At 37.5% G+C, this 25,404-nt stretch carries 19 protein-coding genes; 1 reads left to right on the top strand and 18 read right to left on the bottom strand.

The genetic code is table 11. The features are described from left to right. Positions 1–8: 8 nt before the first annotated feature. From AC4BD1_RS03490 to AC4BD1_RS03475, 4 genes are all read right to left on the bottom strand, one after another. The gene (locus tag AC4BD1_RS03490) at positions 9–1,772 is read right to left on the bottom strand and encodes a PTS mannitol transporter subunit IIBC (protein WP_490485818.1); all 1,764 of its coding nucleotides are present in this window, start codon (positions 1,770–1,772) and stop codon (positions 9–11) included. Positions 1,773–1,987: 215 nt separating this feature from the next. Next, positions 1,988–2,419 (bottom strand): PTS mannitol transporter subunit IIA, encoded by a 432-nt coding sequence (locus AC4BD1_RS03485; RefSeq protein ID WP_490485817.1) that lies wholly within the window; start codon positions 2,417–2,419, stop codon positions 1,988–1,990. Between the two features lie 33 nt (positions 2,420–2,452). Continuing rightward, the gene (locus AC4BD1_RS03480) at positions 2,453–4,489 is read right to left on the bottom strand and encodes a BglG family transcription antiterminator (RefSeq protein WP_490485816.1); all 2,037 of its coding nucleotides are present in this window, start codon (positions 4,487–4,489) and stop codon (positions 2,453–2,455) included. Then, the gene (locus tag AC4BD1_RS03475) at positions 4,452–6,110 is read right to left on the bottom strand and encodes a PTS transporter subunit EIIC (RefSeq protein ID WP_490486012.1); all 1,659 of its coding nucleotides are present in this window, start codon (positions 6,108–6,110) and stop codon (positions 4,452–4,454) included. The genes AC4BD1_RS03480 and AC4BD1_RS03475 overlap by 38 nt, the downstream gene beginning before the upstream one ends. Positions 6,111–6,402: 292 nt before the next feature. Between AC4BD1_RS03475 and AC4BD1_RS03470 the strand changes: the two genes are divergently transcribed. Then, a complete protein-coding gene (locus AC4BD1_RS03470; protein ID WP_206906992.1) occupies positions 6,403–6,555 on the top strand; it encodes a hypothetical protein in 153 nt (50 codons plus the stop codon). Between the two features lie 24 nt (positions 6,556–6,579). Here AC4BD1_RS03470 and copB read toward each other — a convergent pair whose 3' ends face one another. The 14 genes from copB to AC4BD1_RS03400 all read right to left on the bottom strand — a co-directional run bounded on the left by copB (position 6,580) and on the right by AC4BD1_RS03400 (position 25,195). Continuing rightward, positions 6,580–8,718 carry a copper/silver-translocating P-type ATPase CopB gene (gene copB / locus AC4BD1_RS03465; RefSeq protein WP_490485815.1) on the bottom strand — a complete coding sequence of 713 codons (2,139 nt, stop codon included), beginning with the start codon at positions 8,716–8,718 and terminating at the stop codon, positions 6,580–6,582. Positions 8,719–8,740: 22 nt separating this feature from the next. Continuing rightward, positions 8,741–10,924, bottom strand: a complete 2,184-nt coding sequence (locus AC4BD1_RS03460) for a heavy metal translocating P-type ATPase (protein WP_490485814.1) — start codon at positions 10,922–10,924, stop codon at positions 8,741–8,743. Next, positions 10,921–11,133, bottom strand: coding sequence for a copper chaperone CopZ (gene copZ / locus AC4BD1_RS03455; RefSeq protein ID WP_206906987.1), 213 nt, complete (start codon positions 11,131–11,133; stop codon positions 10,921–10,923). The genes AC4BD1_RS03460 and copZ overlap by 4 nt, the downstream gene beginning before the upstream one ends. 13 nt (positions 11,134–11,146) lie before the next feature. Beyond that, positions 11,147–11,581, bottom strand: coding sequence for a CopY/TcrY family copper transport repressor (locus tag AC4BD1_RS03450; RefSeq protein WP_206906985.1), 435 nt, complete (start codon positions 11,579–11,581; stop codon positions 11,147–11,149). Positions 11,582–11,705: 124 nt separating this feature from the next. Continuing rightward, entirely contained in the window at positions 11,706–12,200 is a 495-nt protein-coding gene (locus tag AC4BD1_RS03445; protein ID WP_490485813.1) for a P-loop NTPase family protein, read from the bottom strand. Positions 12,201–12,350: 150 nt separating this feature from the next. Further along, on the bottom strand, positions 12,351–13,817 hold the full coding sequence (locus AC4BD1_RS03440) for an amino acid permease (protein WP_206906981.1): 1,467 nt from the start codon (positions 13,815–13,817) through the stop codon (positions 12,351–12,353). Between the two features lie 366 nt (positions 13,818–14,183). Next, on the bottom strand, positions 14,184–16,268 hold the full coding sequence (locus AC4BD1_RS03435) for a heavy metal translocating P-type ATPase (RefSeq protein ID WP_490485812.1): 2,085 nt from the start codon (positions 16,266–16,268) through the stop codon (positions 14,184–14,186). A gap of 173 nt (positions 16,269–16,441) precedes the next feature. Beyond that, positions 16,442–16,825: a YccF domain-containing protein gene (locus tag AC4BD1_RS03430; protein WP_490485811.1), complete on the bottom strand. Its 384-nt coding sequence runs from the start codon at positions 16,823–16,825 to the stop codon at positions 16,442–16,444. 231 nt (positions 16,826–17,056) lie between these two features. Next, on the bottom strand, positions 17,057–18,355 hold the full coding sequence (asnS, locus tag AC4BD1_RS03425) for an asparagine--tRNA ligase (protein ID WP_067483937.1): 1,299 nt from the start codon (positions 18,353–18,355) through the stop codon (positions 17,057–17,059). A 33-nt stretch (positions 18,356–18,388) separates the two neighbouring features. Next, entirely contained in the window at positions 18,389–19,585 is a 1,197-nt protein-coding gene (locus AC4BD1_RS03420; RefSeq protein ID WP_206906975.1) for a pyridoxal phosphate-dependent aminotransferase, read from the bottom strand. Positions 19,586–19,604: 19 nt separating this feature from the next. Further along, complete coding sequence (locus tag AC4BD1_RS03415) at positions 19,605–20,132, bottom strand: cell wall elongation regulator TseB-like domain-containing protein (RefSeq protein ID WP_206906973.1); 528 nt, start codon at positions 20,130–20,132, stop codon at positions 19,605–19,607. A 52-nt stretch (positions 20,133–20,184) separates the two neighbouring features. Further along, positions 20,185–22,965, bottom strand: coding sequence for a helicase C-terminal domain-containing protein (locus AC4BD1_RS03410; RefSeq protein ID WP_490485810.1), 2,781 nt, complete (start codon positions 22,963–22,965; stop codon positions 20,185–20,187). Between the two features lie 369 nt (positions 22,966–23,334). Further along, positions 23,335–23,535 (bottom strand): cold-shock protein, encoded by a 201-nt coding sequence (locus tag AC4BD1_RS03405; protein WP_206898494.1) that lies wholly within the window; start codon positions 23,533–23,535, stop codon positions 23,335–23,337. A 538-nt stretch (positions 23,536–24,073) separates the two neighbouring features. Further along, the gene (locus AC4BD1_RS03400; protein ID WP_490466979.1) at positions 24,074–25,195 is read right to left on the bottom strand and encodes a baeRF6 domain-containing protein; all 1,122 of its coding nucleotides are present in this window, start codon (positions 25,193–25,195) and stop codon (positions 24,074–24,076) included. Between the last annotated feature and the right edge of the window lie 209 nt (positions 25,196–25,404).

Raw genomic sequence — 25,404 nt, 5'->3', positions numbered from 1 at the left:
CTCCTTCTTTAAGCAGATTTTTTAAGTTGTTGCGCAATAGTCTCGTAATGTTTGATTTGAACCATGCTTTCAACTGGTAAATGAAGCGCATTTGGTGCAAGTTCTTGAATTTCTTTTGTCAAATGTTCTCTAGCAAGTACCAATGAATGTTCATCATCAGCTAGTTCATCAATCTTGATTTTTTGTAATGGAATTTGAATATCATTTTTTTGAAGCACTTCTTTTAAGACATTGATGCCCATTGTTGCAGACCCTGCTCGTTGATCATGGACAATCACGATTTTTTGGATTTTACTCATATCTTGTGGTGCGACTTCATGTTGTAACTCGTCCTTTGATTCTAGAGGTTCCGTTGTTTCTTTTTGGCTTAGTTGTTGGATTACCTCGTCATATCTTGGTGAATTCAAGAAATTTTCAACTGCAACAAACTGTGCATGTGGTGCTTTTTGTTTTGCTCTTTCTTGTAATTCCACTTGAGTAATGATCAACGTTCCTTCTTCATCTACCAACTGGCTGATTGCTTGATTTGTCACAGTTTGTGGTAGGTCAGCTTTCTGAACCATTTTTCTTAAAATTGAAGCACCCATCGCACTTGAGCCCATACCTGCGTCACAGGCAAAAATAATTTTTTTAGTCGATGAAAATGCCTCTGGACGAACAGTCACACCTTTAGCAGTCTGTTTTGCTTGTTTCATTTCTTGAACAGATTGCTCAAAACTTTCTGATTCTTCTCGTGCATCGGCTTTTAAAATAACTACAGAAACCGCAAAAGAAACAATTGTTGCGACTGCAATACCTAATAAAACTGGTAGATAAGAACTAAGTGGTGCCATTGCCAAAATAGCAATGATTGATCCAGGAGAAGCTGGCGCACGTAGACCTGCATCTAATAATTGGAAAATGAAGCTTCCTGAAATCCCACCTGCGATTACCGATAAAAACAAAAGTGGTTTCATCATGACATATGGAAAATAAATTTCGTGAATTCCACCTAAGAAGTGGATAATGATTGCACCCGGTGCAGAAGATTTTGCTGCGCCTTTGCCAAAGAAGGTAAAAGCTAATAACACACCCAATCCAGGACCAGGGTTAGCTTCTAATAAGAATAAAATCGATTTACCTGCTGTTGCGACTTGCTCTGTTCCAAGTGGTGTTAAAATGCCATGATTGATTGCATTATTCAAAAATAAAATTTTCGCTGGTTCGATAAAAATATTTGTGAGTGGAATCAAATGTGCATTTAAAATTACCTCTACACCTTGAGCCATCGCTTGTGTCAAACCATCCACAACTGGGCCAATGCCGGTAAAACCAATTAGGGCTAAACCAAAACCAATCAATCCTGCTGAAAAGTTATTAACTAACATTTCAAATCCTGATTTGATCCGTGATTGAAATACCTGATCAAATTTTTTAATTGCATAACCACCTAAAGGTCCCATAATCATCGCGCCAAGCATCATTGGAATATCCGTTCCCACAATGACCCCCATCGTCGCAATTGCTCCGACAACCGAACCTCGATCACCTGCGATTACTTTTCCACCAGTGTAACCAATCAATAGCGGGATCAAGTAAGTCAGCATTGGCCCAACTATTGTCGCAAATTGTTCATTCGGTAAATAGCCATCTGGAATAAACAAGGCTGTTAGGACACCCCATGCTATTAGCGCCCCAATATTGGGCATCACCATACTAGACAAGGTACTTCCTAATTTTTGAACACGTGCTTTCAGTGAGATTTTTTCTTTTGTATTCATCGTCTGCTCCATTTTTTCTGCTCCTTTTCTTCTTTATGGTTTAATTGTATCCGCTTACCTTTTAGAGAAATAGTCGTACTTTGGCACAAAAGTTTGTGCCAAAACATGGAGAACACAAAAAAGGAGCACGACAATTGTCGTACTCCTTCTCTTAATAAACGATGAACCCAAAGTAATTTCTTGGCAATAAGTCTTTTTCTAAAAATATGAAAAGCTATTTTTGTCAGTTACTCATTCTTTTTTTCCAAAATTGTTTGCACTTCTGACACTGTTTTCGCATCACTCAACGCAATCACTTGTTCAATTTCTGCACAAAAGAATGCCAGTTCTTGTAACATTGGTAACTGCTGTTCCTTTTTGAAAGTAACCGCAAATAAAATCGTTGCAATTTTTGGTTCTTCTTCTGTTCCAAAGTTAACACCATCTGGCACTTGAACAAGTGATATACCCTCTTTGACTACTAGCTCTTCGTCACCATGAGGCAAAGCAACAAAATTACCAATATAAACACTCATCAATTCTTGACGTTTGATCATTGACTCGGTGTATCCTTCTTTTACCCAACCTTGATTTGTTAACCATGCTCCAATATTGGTCAATGCGTCCTGCCAATTACTGAAACTTTGATTCAAGCGTATCTTTTCTGTGGCTAATTCCATGTATTTCCCTCCTCACTTCTTTTTCTCATTCCTTTATTTTTTCATCTCATCAATCAAAATTTTTGCCAATAATTGATAGACGATTGCTTGATTACCTGACTGAAAAATTTCTAAGTTCAAATCATTCATGATCATCGCTGCACTGATTTTTCCTAGTAAGCGACTATCGGTTTCTTCAATTGGTGAAGGAGCAAGCATTAGCATCATTCGTTCAAGTGCAATTGGTTGCTTATCCATTCCTTCAATGGTGATTGGTTGTTTCAATTGAAAAATACAAAAGACTGGTGCAACTACTGCTGAACTAGATGTGTGAAACAAGCCCATATTTGTTTTTGGGATCCCAATAGGTGACTGTTGATAACGTCGCATTAATTTTTCTTGAACATCCTTTTCATCTCTGAGTAACTCTGTTGATAAGTAGGAAAGAACTTGGCTTAAAATCTCACTTAGTTTGTTTTCGTTGCTAATTTCTTGAATAAAAAAACGAGAAAGTAACTGATTGATTTTTTCCATCACGATCAAGGTTTTCTCGTATTGATCCGCTAAAATTGGTTCCGATGTAGTCGTGTGTTCTGTTGGTAATGGATGGGCGCTTCTCGCTTTTTGGAAGGCTTGTTTCAAACGTTTGATCTCATCTTCTAACAACAAAGGTGACACCAACAAGTAATTACCTGTGTATCCCGGTAAAACGGAAGTCGAGATAACCACATCATACACTTTTTGAAGATCAACTTTTTTGATATCTGCAATTCGATAGAATTCTAGCTGACTAATCGAAGGAAAATATCGTTTCAAGCGCATTTCTAACATACTAGTTGAGGCCAAACCACTCGGAGAAAACGCTGCAATACGGATCGAACTTTCTTTTGGACTACGCTCAAGTGAACTGGCAAAATGTAAAACCATATAAGCAATTTCTTCATTGGATAACTGCTTCTCTTGAAAAACTTGGCTAACTGCTGACCGAACAGCGGTAGTCAGTTCGTCGTATTGAATCATGATTTTTTCAAGAATCGGATTCGTCAATGTTTCTTCTTGCAAAATCGCTCGAGAAAATACCCCAGACAAGTGTGTCAGCAACATTTTATAAAGACTTTCATCTTCATAAAAACGCACATCGGTTTCTTCACTAACTAATGTGATCAGTTGTTTTACTAGATAAGCAAGCTGTGTATCAAAATGTTCATCAAAGAAATCTTTATCAAATGAATTGGAAAAGTCATTTAACAAACTGGCAAAAAAGACGATTTCATTTACTGGATATAATTGTTGGCTTTCTTTTCCGATAATCGCAAAAAGTCGCTTAGCAATTTGTAAAAATTCTTTGTTTGCTAAACCCAAATAGGTTTCATTCGTCAAAAACTGATTTTTTTTCACCCGATCCATCGTCAACGTTAACATCAAGATCAAATGCGCTAATTTACGGTCACTCAACTCATTTTTTTTACCAATCAACTCTTCACTTATCATCTTTCTCACCAGAAAAAAGTTTTCTAACTGGATGAATCGAAAAAAATAATTTGGACTTTTTTGTTTCTTCACGAGATGAAACAATTCATACTCATTGATTTCCAATTCCAACACATTTGCTGCCAATAAACGTCGATATTTTTCTGGACCAATAATTTCATACCCTTGATTGCGAACAATTTCTAATGGAAGGTGCTCAATACTTGCTTCAAGCTGCTTGATATCTGCGTAAAACGTAGTGTTACTGACTAAATAGGTTTCCAAAAAATACGCTAAACTTAACGGCTGTACCGTTAATAAAATTTCTAATAAAATCGCATGTTGACGTTCCAATGTCGAAAGTTCTTCTCCAGCTTCATCATTGATTTCCGCCGATAATTTCGACTTAGCTTCAGTTGTTGCTTCAATCAAAAACGTACCACGCGTTACTTTCTTTAATTGAGCATCAACTGCTTTCAATGATAAAGCTAACTGATCTAACTCACGATAGACCGTTCGCTTGCTAACTTTCAAGACTGTCATCATTCGTTCCACGGACACTGGTGTGGAACTGTGTAACAACTCACTGATCAATTGCTTCTCCCTTGTGGACAAGTACATGTTCGACTCCTCCTTTCATCCATTGTTCATAGGCTGTTGTTAATACAAAATCTTCAACTAACACAACTTTTGATAGTTCAGCTAACTGAGGATTTTTGTGAAAGAGAGTGGTTGTAACAACATAGATTGTTTCTTTTTCACTTGCGAACTGTTCGATCGGTAGTTTACTGATGGAAAGTGAATGTCCCTGTTGCTTTGCTAATTGTGCTAAAATCGTCATCCCTATCGTTTGTGAGCCTCTGACATTTTCTGCGTATAAAAACACAACCTTTTCAGTCTTGTTTCTGTCTATTCCTCTGACAATTGCTGCTGTTTTCGCCACGTGAGAAGTTGTTAGAAGAAAGCTTTTAATCTCTGGTAAAGCATTCTCTACTTCCAAAAAATGAGCCAAAGGAAGAATTTGACTGCGTGGTGCTTGCTGCTGAGCAAGTGCCATTAGTTCTCTTTGGACAATAAGTAGTTGATCTGGTTGATTTTTCACTTGATAGATCGAAGTATAGTCAACACTTGCAGGTAAGTTTGCGACTTGTAGTTGTTTCTTCAATAATGCTGCACCCATCGCACTTGAGCCCATCCCCGAATCACAAGCAAAGATAATTTTTTTATTTATCACTGGTTGCATTTCCTCACATTCCTCATCATTTGGCTTTTCTTCTCCAGCAGCCAAAGATTCTTTTCTTAATAAAAATAATGCACAACTAAACGTCACTAAAATACTCACTAAAATGCCAAAACTGACGGCTAAAAGCTGATTCGTTGGCGTATTTGTCAATATAACGACTAATGAGCCTGGTGACACTGGCGCACTTAAACCTACATGCAATAACTGAAACAGAAAAGTTCCACTAGCACCGCCCAAAATGACTGCCAATAAAAGTTTGGGTTTGATTAGTACAAAAGGAAAATAAATTTCATGGATACCGCCAATAGCTTGGATCATTAGCGCACTTCCGGCATTCGTTTTTGTCTCTCTTCTTCCTTGAAGGAGAATTGCAAGCAACACCCCAATTCCAGGGCCCGGATTTGCTTCCATCAAAAACAAAATCGATGAGTTTTCCTGTTGAGCAAATTCAATACCAAGCGGAGTTAAAATGCCATGATTGATAATATTATTAAAAAACAAGACTTTGAGTGGTTCCAACAAAACATGGGCTAACGTAAGCATTTTCATTTCCGTCAACCACAAAATAGCTTGTGAGATCATCTGGCTGACCGAAGCAATAAGGGGTGTAAATACAATCATTCCCAACAAGCAACATACACCACCAACGATTCCTACAAGTAAATTATTAATCAACATCTCGTATCCAATCGTAAATTGTTTTTTGACTTTATTTTCAAATAAGTCGTACACTTTTCCTGCCAATGTCCCCAGAATCATGGCACCAACAATTTGTGGTGCTGTTGAACCAACAATAATTCCTAAAGTAGCAATTGCGCCAACAATTGCTCCTCGTTGATTCCCAGTAGTTTTCCCACCCAAATAGCCAATCATAATCGGTAATAACAGATGAAGCATCCATTCGCTCACTTCATTCAGCCTATGGGCTAATTCTCCAGAAAAATAAGGTGTTATAAAAGAAAGAAAGCCCCATGCAATAAAAATACTTAAGTTTGGCATAATCAGTTGGCTCAATTGATGACCTATTTTTCGCAGCTCTAAGTTTTTTGTCGTTAAGTTTTCTATCAAATGATTTCCCCCTTGCTCCCTTTCACTTCAAGACAATCATCTGAAGAGTCACTATTAAAGTATAACAAAGAAAACAAAGCGTCCACAAAATTTTATGTGGTTCACATTCAAAACACTCTTTTTTGAAAAACTGCTTGACATATAGTTCGGTACCGAACTATAATCGAAATAAGAAAATGATTCGGTACCTAACTAATTATATTTATGAATGGAGGTTCTACTAATGAGTAAACTTTTACAAAAATCGAAAAAGAAAATCCATGAAAGCCAAACACTTTCATTAAAAGAAATTGAAAAAGTAAAAATTGAGCTTGAAGCCAAAGCACGATTATTTCAAACAAGTTTTGGATTAATCAAAAAAAGAGTGATAGCCTAAGCATCACTCCTTGATTTGCCAAACTTATTTGATTTTCAACGTCAGCGCATTCAAAGCAACCACAACTGTGCTGAGTGACATCAAGACAGCACCAACAGCAGGACTTAATAAAATACCAATTGGTGCTAAAATACCAGCTGCCAACGGAATAGCGATAATATTGTAACCCGCTCCCCACCAAAGGTTTTGGATCATTTTTCTTCTTGTTTGCTTTGCTAAATCCAAGAAATGCAAAATATCATTGGGATTGCTATTGGTTAAAACAACATCTGCTGAATCAATTGCAACATCTGTCCCAGCACCAATAGCCATCCCGATCGTTGCACGAGCTAAACTTGGTGCATCATTGATCCCATCTCCAACCATAATGACTTTTTTGCCTTGTTGCAAATAGTTTTGTACGATTTTTTCTTTGTCATCAGGTAATAAACCGGCATAAAAATCGTCCATTCCTAAATAATGAGCGACTGCCTGCGCAGCACTTTCGTTATCACCAGTCAACATGACAGGGGTAATTTTGCGTTCTTTCAGTGTTTGGATAAATTGTTTTGCTTCTGGCTTCACGACATCACCTAACGCAATCATTGCAACCAAATGATCTGCTATAAGCAAGAAACTAATCGTGTTTCCTTGTTCTTGATAACGGTGGAGTAACTCAGGTTTGACAACCAAGTTAAGTCGCTTGATTTCTTTTTCATTCACAATCTTGACTTCTTGATTTTTCACCGTGCCAGCTAAACCAACACCTGTTAAATTTTTCAGGTTTTCAACTTTAGCAGGCGTAATTTTTTGCTCTTGCAGATAGTTCATGATCCCGATGGCTAATGGGTGATTCGCATTTGCCTCTAGTGCGCCAATCATTTCAAGTGCTTCCTGTTTTGTTACAGAATCAGTTAGCATTTCAACACCTGTGACCGTAAATTTTCCTTGTGTCAACGTTCCGGTTTTATCTAACATGATAACGTCCAAATCAGCAGCTTGTTCTAAGGCATTTCGGTTTTTCAAGAGCAAGCCATTTTTTGCAGCAATTGATGTGGAACGAGCTACCACTAAAGGAATTGCTAAACCAAGTGCGTGCGGACACGCAATAATAAAGACCGTCACCATTCGTTCTAACGCGGTAGGTAAATCGGCGACGACTAGCCAAACAATAAATGCCAAGATCCCTGCAGCCAACGCCACATAAAACAACCACTTAGCAACTTTGTCTGACAACGATTCTAATTTTGATTTTTCACTTTGTGCTTTACGAACCATTTCCATAACTTTCGCAAGGTACCCACTTTCGCCAGTACCAGTAACTTTGATTTCAATCGTGCCTTCACCATTGACCGATCCACCTATGACGCGGTCATCAACTTGTTTTTTGACTCCTTTTGATTCACCTGTAACAGCTGATTCGTCCACGATCGTATTTCCTTTGATAATGATACCATCTGTGGGCATCTTATCACCTGAACGCACAACTAGACGGTCGCCTTCATGAACTTCTTTTAAAGAAACTGTTTCTTCCGTCCCATCTTCTTTGATTCGCTTCACTGATTCAGGTAATAACTCTGCTAGCTTTTGTAGCGCATTACTTGCATTTGAGACAGCATTCATCTCGATCCAATGACCCAATAACATAATGACGATCAAAGTAGCTAATTCCCAGAAAAAGTCCATCACATGTGCATGTGGGTTAACTAAGTTTGCGATAAAAGAGTACAAACTATAAATATATGCAACGGAGATCCCCATTGCAATCAAGGTCATCATTGCCGGACTCTTTTGTTCCAATTCCATTTTGGCCCCACTTAAAAATGGTTGGCCTCCATAGATAAAGAGAATCGTAGCTAAAACAAGTACGACCCACTCAGAACCGGGAAAGCTGATTTGAAAAGGCAATTCCAAGCCCATCATTGGTGACAAAAGAATAATAGGAATAGCTAACACAAGGGATAACCAAAATTTCTGCTTAAAATTCCCCATATGCATCGAGTGATCCATTCCACTCATATCATGTTCATGTTTCATTCCCTCATGCATCGAATGATCCATTCCACTCATACCATGTTCATGTTTCATTTCCTCATGCATCGAATGATCCATTCCACTCATATCATGTTCATGTTTCATTCCCTCGTGCTTCGACAATTCATTCTGTTTTTCTGATTCTTTCATCTCGATCCCTTCTTCACTTTAATTATTTTTTCATTTTTCGATTTAAACTTAACGAATTAAGCAACACACTAACTGAACTAAAAGCCATCGCACCACCAGCAATAATCGGATTCAACAAGCCAAATGCAGCAAAAGGAATTCCGATCGTATTATAAACAAAAGCCCAAAAAAGATTCTGCCTGATTTTCTTCAACGTGGCACGAGATAAATCAATTGTTTGTACAACAGCCATTAAATTACTATTCATTAAAGTAACATCTGCTGTCTCCATTGCAATATCAGTTCCACTTCCCATTGCTAAGCCAACATCTGCTAAAGCAAGCGCTGGTGCATCATTGATTCCATCACCAACCATGCCGACTTTTTGATCTGCTTGTTGCAAACGTTGAACATAAGCAGCTTTTTCATCAGGTAATACCTCCGCAAAAATATGAGCTGAATCAAGTCCCACTTGTTTTCCAATCACGTTAGCAGCAAGCTTGTTATCCCCTGTCACCATATACACTTCGATTTTTTGTGCTTGTAGTTTTGCAATTGCTTGTTTCGCTTCTGTTTTCACTGCATCAGCAACTGCAATCAAGCCCAAAACTTGCTTCTCATCAGCCAAATACATAACCGTTTTTCCTTCTTGTTCTAAGTGTAGCGCTTGTTCTTCCAATGAAGCAACTGATAGGCTTAATTGTGCTAAATGTTTTTTTGTCCCAGCAAAATATACTTGTTGATTGATTTTCCCGCTGATTCCAGCACCTGGATGTGCAGTAAATTCACTCACTTCATAAGGAACGATCTCTTTTTCTTGGCTATAATCGTTGATTGCTTTTGCCAAAGGATGTTCGGAAGCTTGTTCCAGACTATGAAAGAGCTTGACAACTTCGGTTGAACCAATCACATCAGTTACTTGAGGAGTTCCCTGCGTAATCGTTCCTGTTTTGTCTAATAAAATACTCGTAAGTCCCGCAGCTTCTTCCAACGCTTCGCCACCTTTAATCAAAATACCATTTCGTGCACCAACGCCCGTCCCTACCATAATTGCTGTTGGTGTTGCTAATCCCAAAGCACAAGGACAAGCAATGACTAAAACAGAGACACTATGAATTAAAGCCAGTTGCCAGTCACCTGTAAGCCATCCAGTCAAAACCAACGTAACAAGAGCAACAACTAAAACTACTGGTACAAAAATACCAGAAATTCGATCGGCGATTTGTTGAATGGGTGCTTTACTTCCTTGAGCATCTTCTACCATTTGGATGATTTGAGCCAACACGGTTTGACTACCTACTTGGGAAACTTCGATCTGTACTAACCCAGTAGTATTCACTGTTCCTCCAAAAACGGTGTCGTCAAGCTGTTTTTCTACTGGTAAGCTCTCTCCAGTCAGCATACTTTCATCAATCGCGCTACTTCCGGAAATGATTTTTCCATCTGTCGGTATTTGTTCACCAGGACGAATGACCAAGCGATCTCCAACCATAACGTCTTCAATCGCAATCGTTTCTTCAACACCATCAACTAATTTCTGTGCTGTCTTCATTTGTAGCGACATCAGTTGTTTGATGGCATCACCTGTCTTGCTTTTGGCTGTATGTTCTAAATATTTTCCTAATAAAATCAAGGTGATGATCATACTACTACTTTCAAAATACAAATCATTGGTCGTACTTGAAACAAATCCGTTATAAATGCTCAACAGAAAAGCAGCAGTCGTTCCAAGAGCGACTAAAACATCCATGTTTGGCGCCTTGGTTTTCAATGCGTGATAGGCACCTTGATAAAAACGTGCACCCACGAAAAACTGAACGGGTAATGCCAAAATCAATTGGACCGTTGGTTGATGGAAAAATTGAACAAGTGTGCCATGATTTCCTAATAACATTGCAATCATTGCGGCCATCAATGGAAAAGTTAAGAGTGCACTTAACAATAAATCTCGTTTCATTTTTCGTAGATACGCTTTTTTTTCTTCAGCAATTTTTTGTTTATGGGCTTCGTCGTATAAGATTGCGCCGTACCCAATTTTTTCGACACTTTGGATCAATGCTTCGGCAGAAGTTTCAGCATATTTGACGCTTGCTTTTTCTGTTGCTAGATTGACTGTTGCCGAAATCACTCCTGGTTGTTCTTTTAATTCTTTTTCTACTCGTGCAGAGCAGTTTGCACAAGTCATTCCAGTAATCACCAAGGTAGTCATTTGAGATGTTTCAGTCATTCAATCACCTCTGCAGGATAACCTAAAGCAGTAATTTGTTCCTTGATCTGTTCTGAATGAATTTGACTCTCGTCAAATTTAACCGTTCCCTTTGCTTTTTTCAGATTTACTTTTACCTTTTGAATACCTGGCAACGCTTGAAGTGTTTCTTCCACCTTTGCTACACAATGATTACAGCTCATTCCTTGAATTGAAAATTGTTGTTTCATCCTAAATTCCTCCTTATGATTTACACGTACATTGTCCAGGGATACAATTGCAAGCAATTGTTGCCACTGGTTTTTTTTGTTGTAACTGTTCCATGATTTTATCGATATCAGCTTGCGTCAATGTTGCTTCTTCCACTAGATCAGCAATCGTCTCGCCAACTTTTTTTGCACAAATATGTGAAAATAAATTTTCTGTCGCACTACGAACAGTATCCATTTCAGAAACTGCTGGATGATAAATAAATTTTTTCCCTTCTTGCTGTGTCCACACAACTTCTTTTTTCACTAATCTTCCTAGTAATGTTTTGACAGTCGCTGCTTTCCAGTCCATCGAATCCGCCAAAATCTGGGTGATCTCTTGTGCAGTCGTTTGGTTTAATGTCCAAATCACTCGCATCACTTCCCACTCGGAATCGCTGATTTTAACAGGCATTTTAGTTTTTACCATTGCTTTCACCTCTTTCGTTTACACTTGTAATCTTTAAAGACAAACTTAGTTTACAACTGTAAACAAAAACTGTCAACTTTCTTTTCTTCTCTTTTTCTCTGTTAGTTCTTGCAAGAAAATTTTTTTACCTTTTTTTACTTTTCAAAATGACTACTTGTATTTCATTTGATTGTTCCCGCAAAATTTTTTCTAGTTCTACTACTTGTTTATTGGGAAATTGCCAAATGTAAATCAGAAAGTCTAAGTATTCTCGATCAAATTTTTCTTGAAATGTTCTTGGCATGTCTGGTCTAGAGGCTGGATTGATTCTTCGTTTGAAGGAACGAGAAATTACTCGAAATAAGGACAATAGACGTGGCACTTTCAAGAGGATAAGTGTGTCCGCGTGGTTGAAACGTAAATCACTTGTGCCTAAATAATTGCCATCGATGATCCAGTGTTCATTTGCACGGATAAACTTTTCTTGCTCTGATTGAAACCAAGCTTGAGCCTCTTCACTGTAGTTTGTTTGATGCCACAAAAAATCTAAAGGTAATAAATTGGCTTGTGTTACTTGTTGAAGTTTCCGAGCAAATGTTGACTTTCCTGAACCAGAGTTACCCATGACTAAATACTTCATTGATAGATCTTCCCTTTCTATTTTCTTGATTTTATTTCTGTGTATGAATATGTATACCTTTTACGATACACAAAAAAAATAGGACCTGACAAACTAATCACTAGTTAGTCAGATCCTATGATGAATTCTAGTTTCAATTTTATTGCTGAATTATGCTTGTGGAATTGTTTCTGATACTGGAACTTCTTTGTTCTTATCACGACGTGCAATCGCAGGTAAGATCATTCCTAGTAAAATCAAGACAATTGGTGTAATGATATTTGAAATCAATTGGAACCACCATGCTTTTGGATCAGCTGCATACTCAATTTTTGGAACCATACCTAAGATACAAGCAAATGCTGTAAATGCAAAACACCATGCACCGAAGATATAACCAATTTTGGGATTTTTAACGAATTTGTACTCTGAAGTGAATTTTTTATATGCTTTATTCAACATCATATAAGCCAAGAATACCCATAGATAACGCATTGGCATTACAACTGAGTTTAAGTTAGTCAACCATTTAACTAATTCGTTCATATCTTTGATACCGAAAATTGGTAACAAGATAATGATACTTACTAAGATCCCTGTCAGGAAGTACCCGTTGACCAAAGTTCCTTTGCGATTACGTTTACGCAACCAGTTTGGCACAAACTCAGGGTCAGCATCAGCTAGCAAGATTTTTAGCGGTGCATCAATTGAGAAGGCTAAAGCAGAAATTTGCCCAACCATGTTCGTCAACGCGTAGATGATCATCAACGCATTTCCAATTCCATAGTAGTTACCTAAAATTTGGAAGGCACTGTAGGCACCATTTGCCATTAGGTCTTTGGGAATATTGTCACTTGCAAATAGCATACCCATTGCCACTGAACCTAATACCGCACAGACACCAACCATTGCTGCTAAGAAAATCATTCCTTTTGGAAACTCTTTTGCAGGATTTCTTGTTGAGTTTACGTAAGGAGAGATTTTTTCTGCTCCACCCACTGCGAAAACTAGCATTGAAACGGTTGTGAAGTAACTAAAATCAAATGTTGGGATATATGTTTTCACTTGATTCATGTGTGGTGTAGCAAATTCCATTGTTGGGTTGATGAATGGTGCTGTCACTGCTAATAAAATGAATAGTAATGACATGACAAACATCGCAGTTCCCGCTAAACCACCGATCACTTTCAATGTTGATAATCCTTTAGTTGATAAGTATAAAAACGCTAAAAAGATTATTAATGAAATAATAGCAACTAATTGAACAGACATCGTATTGACGATATCTCCATTTCCTTGAACAGCCCAGCCAGCGGCAATCAAAATTGCTTGTGGTTTTTGTGCCAAGTAAGGAATATGCACAACCCAATAAGTCCATGCAGCGTAATAAGCTAGTCGTTTATTGGAAGTTGTATTTTCAACCCAAGAGCTTACGCCACCTTTACTGTCCTTAAATGTTGATCCTAATTGACCAACAATCAAAGCATAAGGAATAAAATAGATTGCAAGAATCAATAACCAAGAAGTAATAACGGAAATGCCTTGTTGTGCATAGTTATTCACAACATTTCCCATACCCCAGACCATATTGAATGCAATCAATGCAACTGTGAACCAGCGCAGTTGTTTGTCGTTCATTGTCTCTCTCCTTTGATATAAAGTATCTATTGCACCATGTAATAATAATCACTTTTTTTTGCTGTCGCAATAGTTTGTTATTTTAAGTGTGTATTCTTTTATTATAAACACATCGTTTTAAAATTATTTTTTCATCATAAAACCAGAAAAATATTTTTATTTCAAAAAGCTTTTGTCTTATGATACTTGCAAGACAAAATTTTCTGAAAAATGAAAATACATTTTTGTCCGTTACGACTTCTTTTAGAATTACATGAAAAAAATCCAAGAGATCAGTAACAATGATCTCTTGGATTCGAACATGCGTTATTTTTACCATAATAACGGATTTTTTTCGTATATTTTATTTATCAATATACATTCATTTCATTTTTTTACTCGTAAGCATCTCATTGCATTCAAAACAGCAATCACCGTTACCCCAACATCAGCGAAAACAGCATCACCCATTGAAGCAAACCCCAACGCACCAAGGAGTAAAACTAAAACTTTCACACCAATTGCAAAGACGATATTTTGCTTCACAATTCGCAATGTCTTACGAGCAACTCGCATCGCATCAGCAATTTTTGAAGGTTCATCGTTCATAATAACAACATCAGCTGCTTCAATTGCCGCATCGCTTCCTAGTCCGCCCATAGCGATTCCGACATCCGCTCTAGCTAAAACGGGTGCGTCATTGATTCCGTCACCTACAAAAGCTACTTTACCAGAGTTTTTTGCAAGAATCATTTCTAATTTGTCAACTTTATCTTGGGGAAGCAATTCACTATAAACCTGATCAATGCCTACTTTTTCACCTACAGAGTCAGCAATTTTTTTCGCATCCCCTGTCAACATAACTGTTTCTTTAACGCCAGCTTTTTTCAATTTATTCATAGCTTCTATCGCATCCACTTTTAGTGCATCTGCAATCAATAGAAAACCAACATATTTTTGGTCAATGGCAACGTAAAGTACTGTCCCGACTTCTTCACTCGCAGAAAATGCAATTTGTTTACGCGCCATCAATTTTTGATTACCAACTAGAATATCATGAGCCTCAATCACTGCTGAGATTCCTTCACCAGCAATTTCTTCTACTTGTTCACTCACTAATAAAGGACCTTGGTAAGCAGCCAAGACTGATTGGGCAATTGGATGCGTAGAATATTGTTCAGCACTTGCCACATACTGCATAAAGTCTGTTTCATCCATCGTTGTTTCAATTGTTTGAACAGAAAATTCACCTTTAGTTAACGTCCCTGTTTTGTCAAAGACAACAGTTTCTGTTTCTGCAAGTAATTCAAGATAGTTACTTCCTTTAACTAAAACCCCAATCTTACTTGCACCACCTATCCCACCGAAGAAACTCAATGGAACAGAAATCACTAAAGCACAAGGACAAGAAATAACCAAGAATGTCAATGCACGATAAACCCAGTCAGAGAACACGGCATCAGGAATCACTAATGGCGGTACAATTGCTAACAATAAAGCTAAAACAACTACGATTGGCGTATAGTAACGCGCAAATTTAGTAATAAAATTCTCAGCTGGTGCTTTCTTACTACTAGCGTTTTCAACTAATTCTAATAACTTACTGATTGTTGATTCACCATAAGTTTTCTCTACACTCATGACAATAGGTTGATTTTTATTGATAAACCCACTGAGAATCATTTCGCCACTGGTTACTTTTCGTGGCACAGATTCCCCAGTTAAAGCAGAAGTATCGACCATGGATTCACCGTCAATAATCGTTCCATCTAGTGGGACTCTTTCACCTGGTTTAATCAAAACTTGTTGTCCTAGCTCGACTTCTTCTGGTGCCACATCCATCCAACCTTCAGCAGTTTTGACGCGTGCTATGTCAGGACGAATGGCCATGAGTTCGCGAATGGATCGTCGTGATTGTTTAACCGCAAAACCTTGGAAATATTCACCCACTTGGTAAAACAACATGACAGCAACTGCTTCAGGATATTCCCCAATAGCCATTGCACCAATTGTCGCAATCGCCATCAAAAAGTTTTCATCAAAAATCTGACCCTTAGTTATATTCATGACAGCTTTTTTTATTACATCAAAACCGATTAACCCATAAATAAGGAGATAACCAATCAGACGAATAGCACCAGTCGGCGATAGCCAAATCAAAAGCCCCATTCCCACTGCGGAAACAAGAATCCGAATCAAATCATCCCAACTAGTATCATGTTCATGATCATGGTCATCTTGCTGATTATTTTTAAGCTCATTAATCGTCACATCTGGTTCGATTTCTTTAATCGCTTGCTTTGTTTTATCTTCAACGGTTGCTAAATCTGCTTCGTCTGCAACGATTCGCAACTTACTCGTAGTAAAGTTTACATTTGCTTCTTGCACACCTTCAATTGTCTGTACTTTTTTTTCAATTTTCATTGCGCAATTTGCACAATCTAAGCCATCTAAACGATATTCTTTATTCATTTTCTTTCCCTCCCTACAATACATATGAATATCTCTTCATAAGTTATTATAAATGAACGCACATTCATATGTCAACTGGAAGCCTTCTCTTTTTTTCTTTTATTTGACATTTTACGTTTCCTGTCAAAAAAAAGTGGACAAAACGAAAATCGTTTTGTCCGCTTTTCAATTTGTTACTCAAAATAATAGTGATTACTTGGGACGATCTCTGCTCCAAATGGCATCAACGCCAAACGAGCCAATTTAAATGATTGTTTGCCAAATGGAATACCTACAATTGTGATACACAAAATCAAACCACTTACAATATGCGTTAACGCCAAAGGAAGACCTGACACAATCAACCAAATCAAATTGACAATCAATGAAAAGCCACTTTGATGATAGATCACTTCTTTTCCAAATGGGGCAAAAGATAAAGAAGCAAGTTTAAAACATTGTAATCCGATTGGAATTCCAACAATTGTGATACACCATAATGCGCCCGCAATCAGCCAGCCAAGTCCCCCAACTAATCCTCCAAAAATAAACCATAAAATATTTCCTAAACAGCTCATACTATTCTCCTTTTATAAAGTTACTTGAATCTATTATCGCATAAAATACTAAAAAAGAAGCATGACAGTATCGTCATACTTCTTTTTTAAACTCTTTTTATTAAGTTGTATTCTTATTTAAGGTGTTCAAGAAGTAGCTCTGATAAATCAGTCTAAACACTCAAAAATTTGAGAAGCAATTTCTGACAATTTATTCTTATTTACTGGAGTTGGACACTTTTTTTACAACCTTTATGGATAAATGCGGTTCAACAAACGAGGGAATGGAATGGCCTCACGCACATGATCAATTCCTGAGATCCAAGTAACTGTACGTTCCAACCCTAAACCAAAACCTGAATGAGGTACAGAGCCGTATTTACGCAAGTCAAGGTACCAAGAATATTCGTTTTCATCTAAGCCATGCTCACGAATTTGTTCTAGTAAAAATTCGTAATCAGTTGCACGTTCACTACCACCAATGATTTCGCCGTAACCTTCTGGCGCGATCATGTCTGCACAAATCACAACATCTTCACGGGTAGGATGTGGTTTCATATAGAAAGGTTTGATTGCTTTTGGATAGTTTAAAATGAAAACTGGTTGCTCAAATGAATTCGCAATAAACGTTTCATGTGGTGAACCGAAGTCTTCGCCCCACTCAATATCATCAAATCCATTTTTCTTCAATAATTCAATTGCATCATCATACGTGATACGTGGGAAAGGTAACTTAGTATAAGATTTCAAAACTTCTTTATCACGTTCAAGTACATCTAACGCATAGTCACAGTTATCTAAGACACTTTGAACTAAGAAAGCTACATATTTTTCTTGAACTTCTAAGCTTTCTTCTTGATGAGTAAAAGCCATTTCTGGCTCTATCATCCAAAACTCGATTAAGTGACGACGTGTTTTTGATTTTTCTGCACGGAATGTTGGTCCAAATGAAAAGACTTTTCCAAATGCCATTGCAGCAGCTTCCATGTATAATTGACCACTTTGAGAAAGATACGCTTTTTGATCAAAATAGTTTGTTTCAAATAAATCAGTTGTTCCTTCTGGTGCTGAACCAGTCAAAATCGGTGGATCAATTTTAACAAATTGATTCGCATTGAAAAATTCGTATGTGGCACGAATGATTTCATTTCTGATTTGCATGATTGCATGCTGGCGTGATGAACGCAACCATAAATGACGGTGATCCATCAAAAAGTCTGTCCCATGTTCTTTGGGTGTAATCGGATAATCATGGCTTTCACCAACTACCTCAATGTTAGTGATCCCAATTTCATACCCAAATTTTGAACGGCTATCTTCACGAATTTCACCAGTAACAGTAATAGCTGTTTCTTGGTGTAAGTTCTTAGCAGTTTGGAAAACTTCTTCTGGTACCTCACTTTTGACAACTACACCTTGGAAAAAGGCTGTTCCATCTCTTAGTTGAAGAAAAGCAATTTTTCCGCTTGAGCGCTTGTTAGCAACCCATGCACCAATTGTCACAGTTTCTCCTACATGGTTTTTCGAATCAATAATTTGAATTTGTTCCACGAATGACTCTCCTTTTTTCTTCCTGTTTTACTTTCAGGATTCATTTTGACTTTTACTCTCAATAAATTGAGCAATTCTCAACACGGCTTCTTCAAGCGTTCCAAGATTTGTCGCATAACTTAAGCGAACGTTCTCACTTGCACCAAATCCTTCACCCGTAACTAAAGCAACCCCTGTTTCTTCTAACAGATCTTCGACCCATTTCGTCACATTACTATATCCACAAATAGCTAAAGTTTCTTTCACGTTTGGAAATAAATAAAAAGCTCCTTGTGGTTTCGCAAGTTTGACACCTGGCAATGCTGCCACTAATGGATATAAACGGTTCAAACGTTCTTCAAATGCCTGACGCATTTCTTCCACCGTATCCTGCTCTCCTCTTAACGCTTCAACCGCAGCATACTGACTGACTGCTGTTGGATTGCTAGTGGATTGTGACGCAATCGTAATCATTCCATCAATGATTGTTTGATCACCAACTGCGTAACCAATTCGCCAACCAGTCATGGCATATGTTTTTGAAACGCCGTTGATGATAATCGTTTGTTTGCGAATTGCTTCGCCTAGTGTGGCAATTGGAGTAAATTCATTGCCATTATAAACTAAACGACCATAAATATCATCTGCAACAATCAAAATATTATTTGCAACAGCCCATTTTCCAATTGTCAAAAGCTCATCTTTGGTGTAAATCATCCCTGTCGGATTAGATGGCGAATTGATAATCACAGCTTTTGTTTTGCCTGAACGGGCAGCCTCTAACTGCTCTACTGTCACTTTGAACGCATTTGTTTCTTCTCCGCGGACAAAGACTGGAACACCTTCAGCTAATTTGACTTGTTCCCCATAACTTACCCAGTAAGGAACGGGAATAATCACTTCGTCTAACGGATCAAGAATTGTTTGAAAAAGCGTGTATAGGGCAAACTTCGCTCCATCAGTAACGATGGTCTGTGAAGTCTGATAATCAAGCTGATACTGTTGCTTTAAATAATCAACAATTGCTTGACGTAACTCTGGAATTCCAGCAGTCGGCGTATAGTAGCTTGCTTTCCCATTTTTGATAGCTTGGATGGCAGCTTCCTGAATATTCTCAGGTGTTGCAAAATCTGGTTCACCGACTGTTAAACTCAAGATATCTCTACCTTGGGCTTTCAGTGCTTTTGCTTTAGCTGCCGCTGCAAGTGTCACAGAAGGCTCTAAACGTTGTGCTCTCTTAGATAGTTCCATCTTTTTCGTCCCTTCACAATTAGATATTTTGAATGGTTTTCACTTCGTCCCCTGATTCAAATGTAATCAGGTAATAATTTAATGAATTGTCTGTCCCTTTAGCAACAACTTCCCAAACAGGCTGATCTTCAAAAATTCCTAGTGTTGCTTTTTCAATCACAGCTTCTGGATGCGCTTCTTGGATTTTTTGTTTAGCTTCTTCTTCTGTTAAACCCTTGTTTTGTTCCAAAACTTTCACCTTATCACCAGATTTTGGAATGATGACCACAATTTTTTGATTTTTTTCATTCGTACCCATTAGAGAAAAATAAGTTTTCTCACGTGTGTACCAGTAAAACTTGTCCACATTTTCCAAATTTGCATATTTTTTTGCAAGAGCTGTCGCTTCTTTTTCCGCCTGTGCGTAAGGGCGATTTGATCGTAAATAAAAAATCGAACTAAAGACAATTACTGCTAATAAAAATACGATCAAACTAATCAATACACGATTAATGGTTCTTTCTCTTTTTGATTCTTTCTTCAAGGATCGTCGCTCCTTTATCTTCATTGCCTTTCATTATAACAGATGTTTCTCCCAAAATAGGAAGATTGTATTGACTTTATTCTTCTTTTTTTGTTAAGAATTCACTGATTTCTTGGTAAATTACTTCGATTGGTTCTTCTTGGACTTTTACCTTTTTTGGTAAGGAACGTAGCATTCTTCCACCATATCTTGCAGTGAGCAATCGACGATCCAAAATCAACAACACACCACGATCAGTTTCGGTACGGATCAGCCGCCCCAATGCTTGACGTAACTTTAAAGCTGCCTTAGGTACTGATTCCTGATAAAAAGGATTGATACCTTTAGATTCAAGATAGGCATTTCTAGCTTTTACCATTGGTCGTTTTGGATTGTCAAAAGGTAGTCGTGTCACCACAACAATTTGGAGTGCATCTCCAGGTAAATCTACCCCCTCCCAAAAACTGTCAGCACCAAAAAGGACACTCATTTCTGACAACATGAATCGCTTCAATAATTTTTCGCGACTTCCGCCAAATCCTTGTGCTAATATTTCTCTACATTGTTCCAACATTCTCATATGCATCTTTTGATAGACCTGTTGCAAAATATCATGCGAGGTGAACAAGACTAAAATAGGTCGCTGTTCTCGCTTGATCAGCCCCGTTAATGTTTTGGTCAAATATTCGATATAATCCTGACTTGTTACTTGGTTTATTGCAGGTGCTTCTGTTGGCAAATAAATTCTTGCTTGGCTTTCATAATCATAGGGTGAAGCAATCACTTTCAAGGGCGTTCCTTCAATACCCAGTCGTTTTGAAAGATAGTTCCGATCTGGACCAATTTTCAAAGTACCGCCAATATAAAGAATATGTTGATATCTTGGATACCAAACAGTTGTAGGTAATAACGCTGCTTGAAAATCATGTAGATGAAACATCATTTGCTGTGGACCACTTCCAAGTACAACCCAATGAATCAACTGTTCACGCCAATCCTCCAACCACTGCTCCATAAATTGCTGTTGCGTGTCTAATTGGTCAAACAAAGCATACAAATTGGCTAAGTCCAAGCGCATTTGATTTGACCAGCTTTCTTGAATGATTTCCAAGCTTAATTTCAATTGTTCATGAAGCTGGTGGATTTCTCGATAAAATAATTGCAAATGGTCAATCGCAATCCCTGCCTCAAATGGTAACTCATCTAACAATTCTTTTGTTACCATGACCTCTTCTTGATGATGGTTTTCGTTTTGATTCAACAACTCCGTCAATCCTTCTGCAATCGTGAACTGAGCTTCACATAAAGAAACTAATTCCTGTCGGTAAATCTGTAACCAGCGAGTCACTTCATGGTTATCCGGCAAATAACTACTCATTCGGTCGAATAATTGTCCTTCCTCATTCAACTGTTGAACTTGTTTATAGAAATGTGCGACACTCAATCTTCGATCATTGATTTTTTCGGCAATCTCAGGCAAATGATGCGCTTCATCAATCAGTAAATAAGGACTTTCAGGTAGCAACGGCTCTTTGCGTAACGTTTCTTGGACTAAAAATGCATGATTGACAATCAAAAAATTACTTTGTTTTGCTTTTTCCAATAAAAAACGAACAAAATCTTGTTCATAAAATGGCTGATTCGGCGCTAAAAAATGAACTCCACGATGGGCAATATCGTGGAAAAAGAGATGGTTCAGATTCGTCAAATGTAATTCATCTAAATCACCTGTTTTAGTTTGTGTCAACCAAACTAAAACCGACATTTGATACAATGCATATTGTTTTTGACTAGGTGCTTCGTTTAACGTCGCTTTCAAACGTTGAAGATCAATATAATGACGAAAACTTTTGATGATAGTCGCTTGGATTGGCTGATCCAGTAATTGGTTCAGCAAAGGAATGTCTTTCTCGACAATTTGTTGCTGAAGAACTAAGGAAACAGTACTGATAATAGCAGGCTTCTCAGGTGTTGCTAAATAGCTTAGTGGCAACAAATAGCCAATCGTTTTCCCCATTCCCGTCGCAGCTTCGATCATCAAGTTTTTTTGTTCCTCTTTTTTAGTGAAGTGATCGTACACTGCATTCATCAAACGATTTTGTTCTTTGCGATACATCAATGTTTCGCCAAACATTCGCTCTTTTGCCTGTTTTTTTCTTGGATAAGTTTGCGTACCATAGTGAATCTGTGAAAACAGCTCTACTTGCTTTTTCTGTAATGCGATTCCATCAATGATTTCAATGGAATCATCTAATGGCTGGACTTGCTGTTTCATTTCTTCAACAACACGTGCGATGAATCGACTCGTATCCATCCCAGTGTATTTGCTTAGTCGGGCAACCTCTTCCAATGTAACTAATGGCAACTGACGCATGCGCTCTTCAATCAGCAAAAGGAGCTGACCAGTCACTTCCGCATCGCTGTCAGCCTGATGTGGATTTTCATGAATGAATCCTAAACTTTCCGATAAATCGCTCAAACGAAAACTTGGTTCTGTTGGTAAAAAAATCTGCGCTAATTCAACCGTGTCGATCCCCGGAATCTTCAATTCTGGAAGACCACACCGCATTAATTCTTGATTTAAAAATTTATAATCAAAGTAAATATTATGTGCGACAAATACTGTTTCTGCTAAGAGATTGTAAATCGTCGGTGCGACATCTTCAAAATAAGGCGCACGTTGGACGCGTTGGTTCGAAATTCCTGTTAAATGTTGGATTTGTTTTGAAATCTTTCGCCCCGGATTAATGTCGATCGAAAAGCGTGAAGTGATTCGACCAGCTTCAATCATGACGCAGCCAAATTGAATGATCCGATCTTCTTTTGGGTTCGTCCCAGTCGTTTCAATATCGACGACCGCATAAGTTGTTGGTTTCAAAATAATTTCCTCTTCTCTTGCCGCTTCGTTTACTTTTTAGTACGGATGTTTCTTTTGAAATTATACTACAAAGAAGAGGCTGGGACAAAAGTGTTTCACCTTAAAAGACAGAATGAATGTTCAAAAATGATTCACGCTTTTTTCCCCCTCTCTTTCTCAAAGCATTTTTTTGCTTCACTAGCTACTGAACTTTTATAACAAAAAAGACTAAGAATTTTCGTCCTAACATCCTGCTCTTATTTTTTCCATAAAAATTGGTTCCTTGCTTGTTGAATGAAGAAAAAAGAAACAAATACGACAAAATAAAAAAGCTTGGAATAATTATCAAAAAGATAACTACTCCAAGCTTTTGTTTAATTTATAGGTTAATTAAGCTTTAACAACGTTAGTTGCTTGAGGTCCACGTTGACCTTCTTCAACATCAAAAGTTACTGCTTGGCCTTCTTCTAAAGTTTTGAATCCGTCACCTTGGATAGCTGAGAAATGAACGAATACGTCGTTTCCGTTTTCTGCAGTGATAAATCCAAATCCTTTTTCTGAGTTAAACCATTTAACTGTACCTGTTTCCATAATAAAAATCCTCCTTGTGTTTCAAACACATATTTTGCAATTACTTGTATGGTGAATATCTGGAAGATGTTTATTTGAAACAAGCTACCATAATTACCGAACAGAAACTACGACTATTAATATACCACACATCTATTAGAATAGCTAGAATTTTAGAACATTTATTTAAAAAAAATCAATTTTTTCACAATTCCCACCTTAAGTAGAATTCGAACGATTTTCTTTGAAGTTTTTTGATTATTAAGAAAGGAAACGGATACGCAAAAAAAAAGAACAAGAAACCAGCGCAACGTCTGACTTCTTGTTCTTAGCAAAAATAGGAGAAATAACAGAGCAAGCCTTTTATACTACCTAGAAACTGCCTGCGCTCCTGCATAATCTTTATGCGCCATTTTTACTCTTATTTCACCAGTTTAATCAAAATATTTCTTTATTTACTAAAGTAGTAAAACTCTTTTGAATACTTGATCGTTGTTTTGGCAGAGCTGAACATTTTGTGCCGCAACCTTTATTCACGTTGTTCCTCAAATAGCCTTCCTTAATATCTCAAAATCGCCACCAAACTCTTTTCATCAGGCGATTCTTTTTGATCCAAGATAAAGACTTGTCCGCCTGTCTCAATGACATCGTCAGCTAATTGATTCAAAACTTGACGTCGATCATATTCTGTTTCTGGATCTTCACCAAAGCCATCAACTAAATTAGAAGTTGCAATAAACAAATGCGAAATTTTACCTTCTTTCGCCGCTGGAACAATATCCACTAATTGATCAATGAATTTTTTATCCAATAATTTATTATAACTTTCAGCTTCTTTATCCGCCAATTCTTTTGACAAACGTTGTGCACCAACCTCAATATCTTTTAACGATAATTGAGCTGGTGACGCTGAGACAGCAACATCTGAACGATAATCTGGGTTTTTGGCTACTTTTTTGAAAACAGCCTGATTTTCTGGTAAGGCAAATAAATAAATCGGCCATTTTTCTGGATTTTCAAATGTATCACGTAAATAATTATCTACCGCTTGGTAATAGTTAATCCAATCGATTTTGACTTCTTCATCTTTTGTGCTAACTCCATGGAATGTCATGCCTTCTTTTGAAGTCCCAGCTTTTCCACTCGTAATAAAGTTTAGATTCCCACCTGTTAATTCGTCGCCTAAAGCTGTTACGATGTCTACCGGTGCATCTTCTGGTAATTCGACTTCTTTGACCATCTTGTTGTTTACTTTATACAACTTCATGGAATCACGATTCAACCCTAATAAATAATAAGAATAGTTGAATTGCGCGTTTTTGATGATTGCCAATAAATAAGGTAAATCACTAACATAATATTGATCATCTACTGGAATACTTAGACGGTAAATATACGATTGCTCTTCATTTAAGACAACTGCCACACTCTCTGTGCCACTACGCCAAAATGAAGCATCATTTAGGATTTCTTCAATCTTTTCTTTAAATGGAGTCCACTCATGTTTTGAGTATTTTTTTTCAAAACGTTTTTTGGCTTCTTTCGCAAAATTTTTAAATTTGATTTGATCTTTTTCAACATCTTGATGTGAAACGTGTGTGTTCAACATAATTGTGACGAACGGACCTTTTGCACCTTCTGAAGCTAACTGAGACAACAATTCTTTATCGATTTTTGTCATAAACGTATCCCTCCTAAAAAAATCATTCCTACAATTAAAGTCTACCACAACAATTTTTTTCAACCCAATAAAACGAATTAACTCCAGTAAACGGTTTCGCTTTTTTCAATCATTCATGTTTTATTCACATTTAAACCATTCTTTCCTCTCATCTTCACAGCAAATGATTCAAAATTAACTGTTACAGTGAAATCATCAAATAGATAAAT

The sequence above is a fragment of the Enterococcus sp. DJ147D b genome, from assembly GCF_058216655.1.
The sequence above is the reverse complement of the archived record's forward strand: the minus strand, read 5'-3'. Positions and strand labels throughout refer to the sequence as shown.

Bases quoted from the DNA above. Each gene is read 5' to 3' on its own strand.
- AC4BD1_RS03450 (WP_206906985.1), bottom strand. From the start codon at position 11,581: ATGGTAAAAACTAAAATGCCTGTTAAAATCAGCGATTCCGAGTGGGAA.
- AC4BD1_RS03430 (WP_490485811.1), bottom strand. From the start codon at position 16,825: ATGAGCTGTTTAGGAAATATTTTATGGTTTATTTTTGGAGGATTAGTT.
- AC4BD1_RS03440 (WP_206906981.1), bottom strand. From the start codon at position 13,817: ATGAACGACAAACAACTGCGCTGGTTCACAGTTGCATTGATTGCATTC.
- AC4BD1_RS03405 (WP_206898494.1), bottom strand. From the start codon at position 23,535: ATGGAAACAGGTACAGTTAAATGGTTTAACTCAGAAAAAGGATTTGGA.
- AC4BD1_RS03480 (WP_490485816.1), bottom strand. From the start codon at position 4,489: ATGTACTTGTCCACAAGGGAGAAGCAATTGATCAGTGAGTTGTTACAC.
- AC4BD1_RS03435 (WP_490485812.1), bottom strand. From the start codon at position 16,268: ATGAATAAAGAATATCGTTTAGATGGCTTAGATTGTGCAAATTGCGCA.
- AC4BD1_RS03420 (WP_206906975.1), bottom strand. From the start codon at position 19,585: ATGGAACTATCTAAGAGAGCACAACGTTTAGAGCCTTCTGTGACACTT.
- AC4BD1_RS03400 (WP_490466979.1), bottom strand. From the start codon at position 25,195: ATGACAAAAATCGATAAAGAATTGTTGTCTCAGTTAGCTTCAGAAGGT.
- AC4BD1_RS03470 (WP_206906992.1), top strand. From the start codon at position 6,403: ATGAGTAAACTTTTACAAAAATCGAAAAAGAAAATCCATGAAAGCCAA.
- AC4BD1_RS03445 (WP_490485813.1), bottom strand. From the start codon at position 12,200: ATGAAGTATTTAGTCATGGGTAACTCTGGTTCAGGAAAGTCAACATTT.
- copB (WP_490485815.1), bottom strand. From the start codon at position 8,718: ATGAAAGAATCAGAAAAACAGAATGAATTGTCGAAGCACGAGGGAATG.
- AC4BD1_RS03460 (WP_490485814.1), bottom strand. From the start codon at position 10,924: ATGACTGAAACATCTCAAATGACTACCTTGGTGATTACTGGAATGACT.
- copZ (WP_206906987.1), bottom strand. From the start codon at position 11,133: ATGAAACAACAATTTTCAATTCAAGGAATGAGCTGTAATCATTGTGTA.
- AC4BD1_RS03475 (WP_490486012.1), bottom strand. From the start codon at position 6,110: ATGCCAAACTTAAGTATTTTTATTGCATGGGGCTTTCTTTCTTTTATA.
- AC4BD1_RS03490 (WP_490485818.1), bottom strand. From the start codon at position 1,772: ATGGAGCAGACGATGAATACAAAAGAAAAAATCTCACTGAAAGCACGT.
- AC4BD1_RS03485 (WP_490485817.1), bottom strand. From the start codon at position 2,419: ATGGAATTAGCCACAGAAAAGATACGCTTGAATCAAAGTTTCAGTAAT.
- AC4BD1_RS03415 (WP_206906973.1), bottom strand. From the start codon at position 20,132: ATGAAGATAAAGGAGCGACGATCCTTGAAGAAAGAATCAAAAAGAGAA.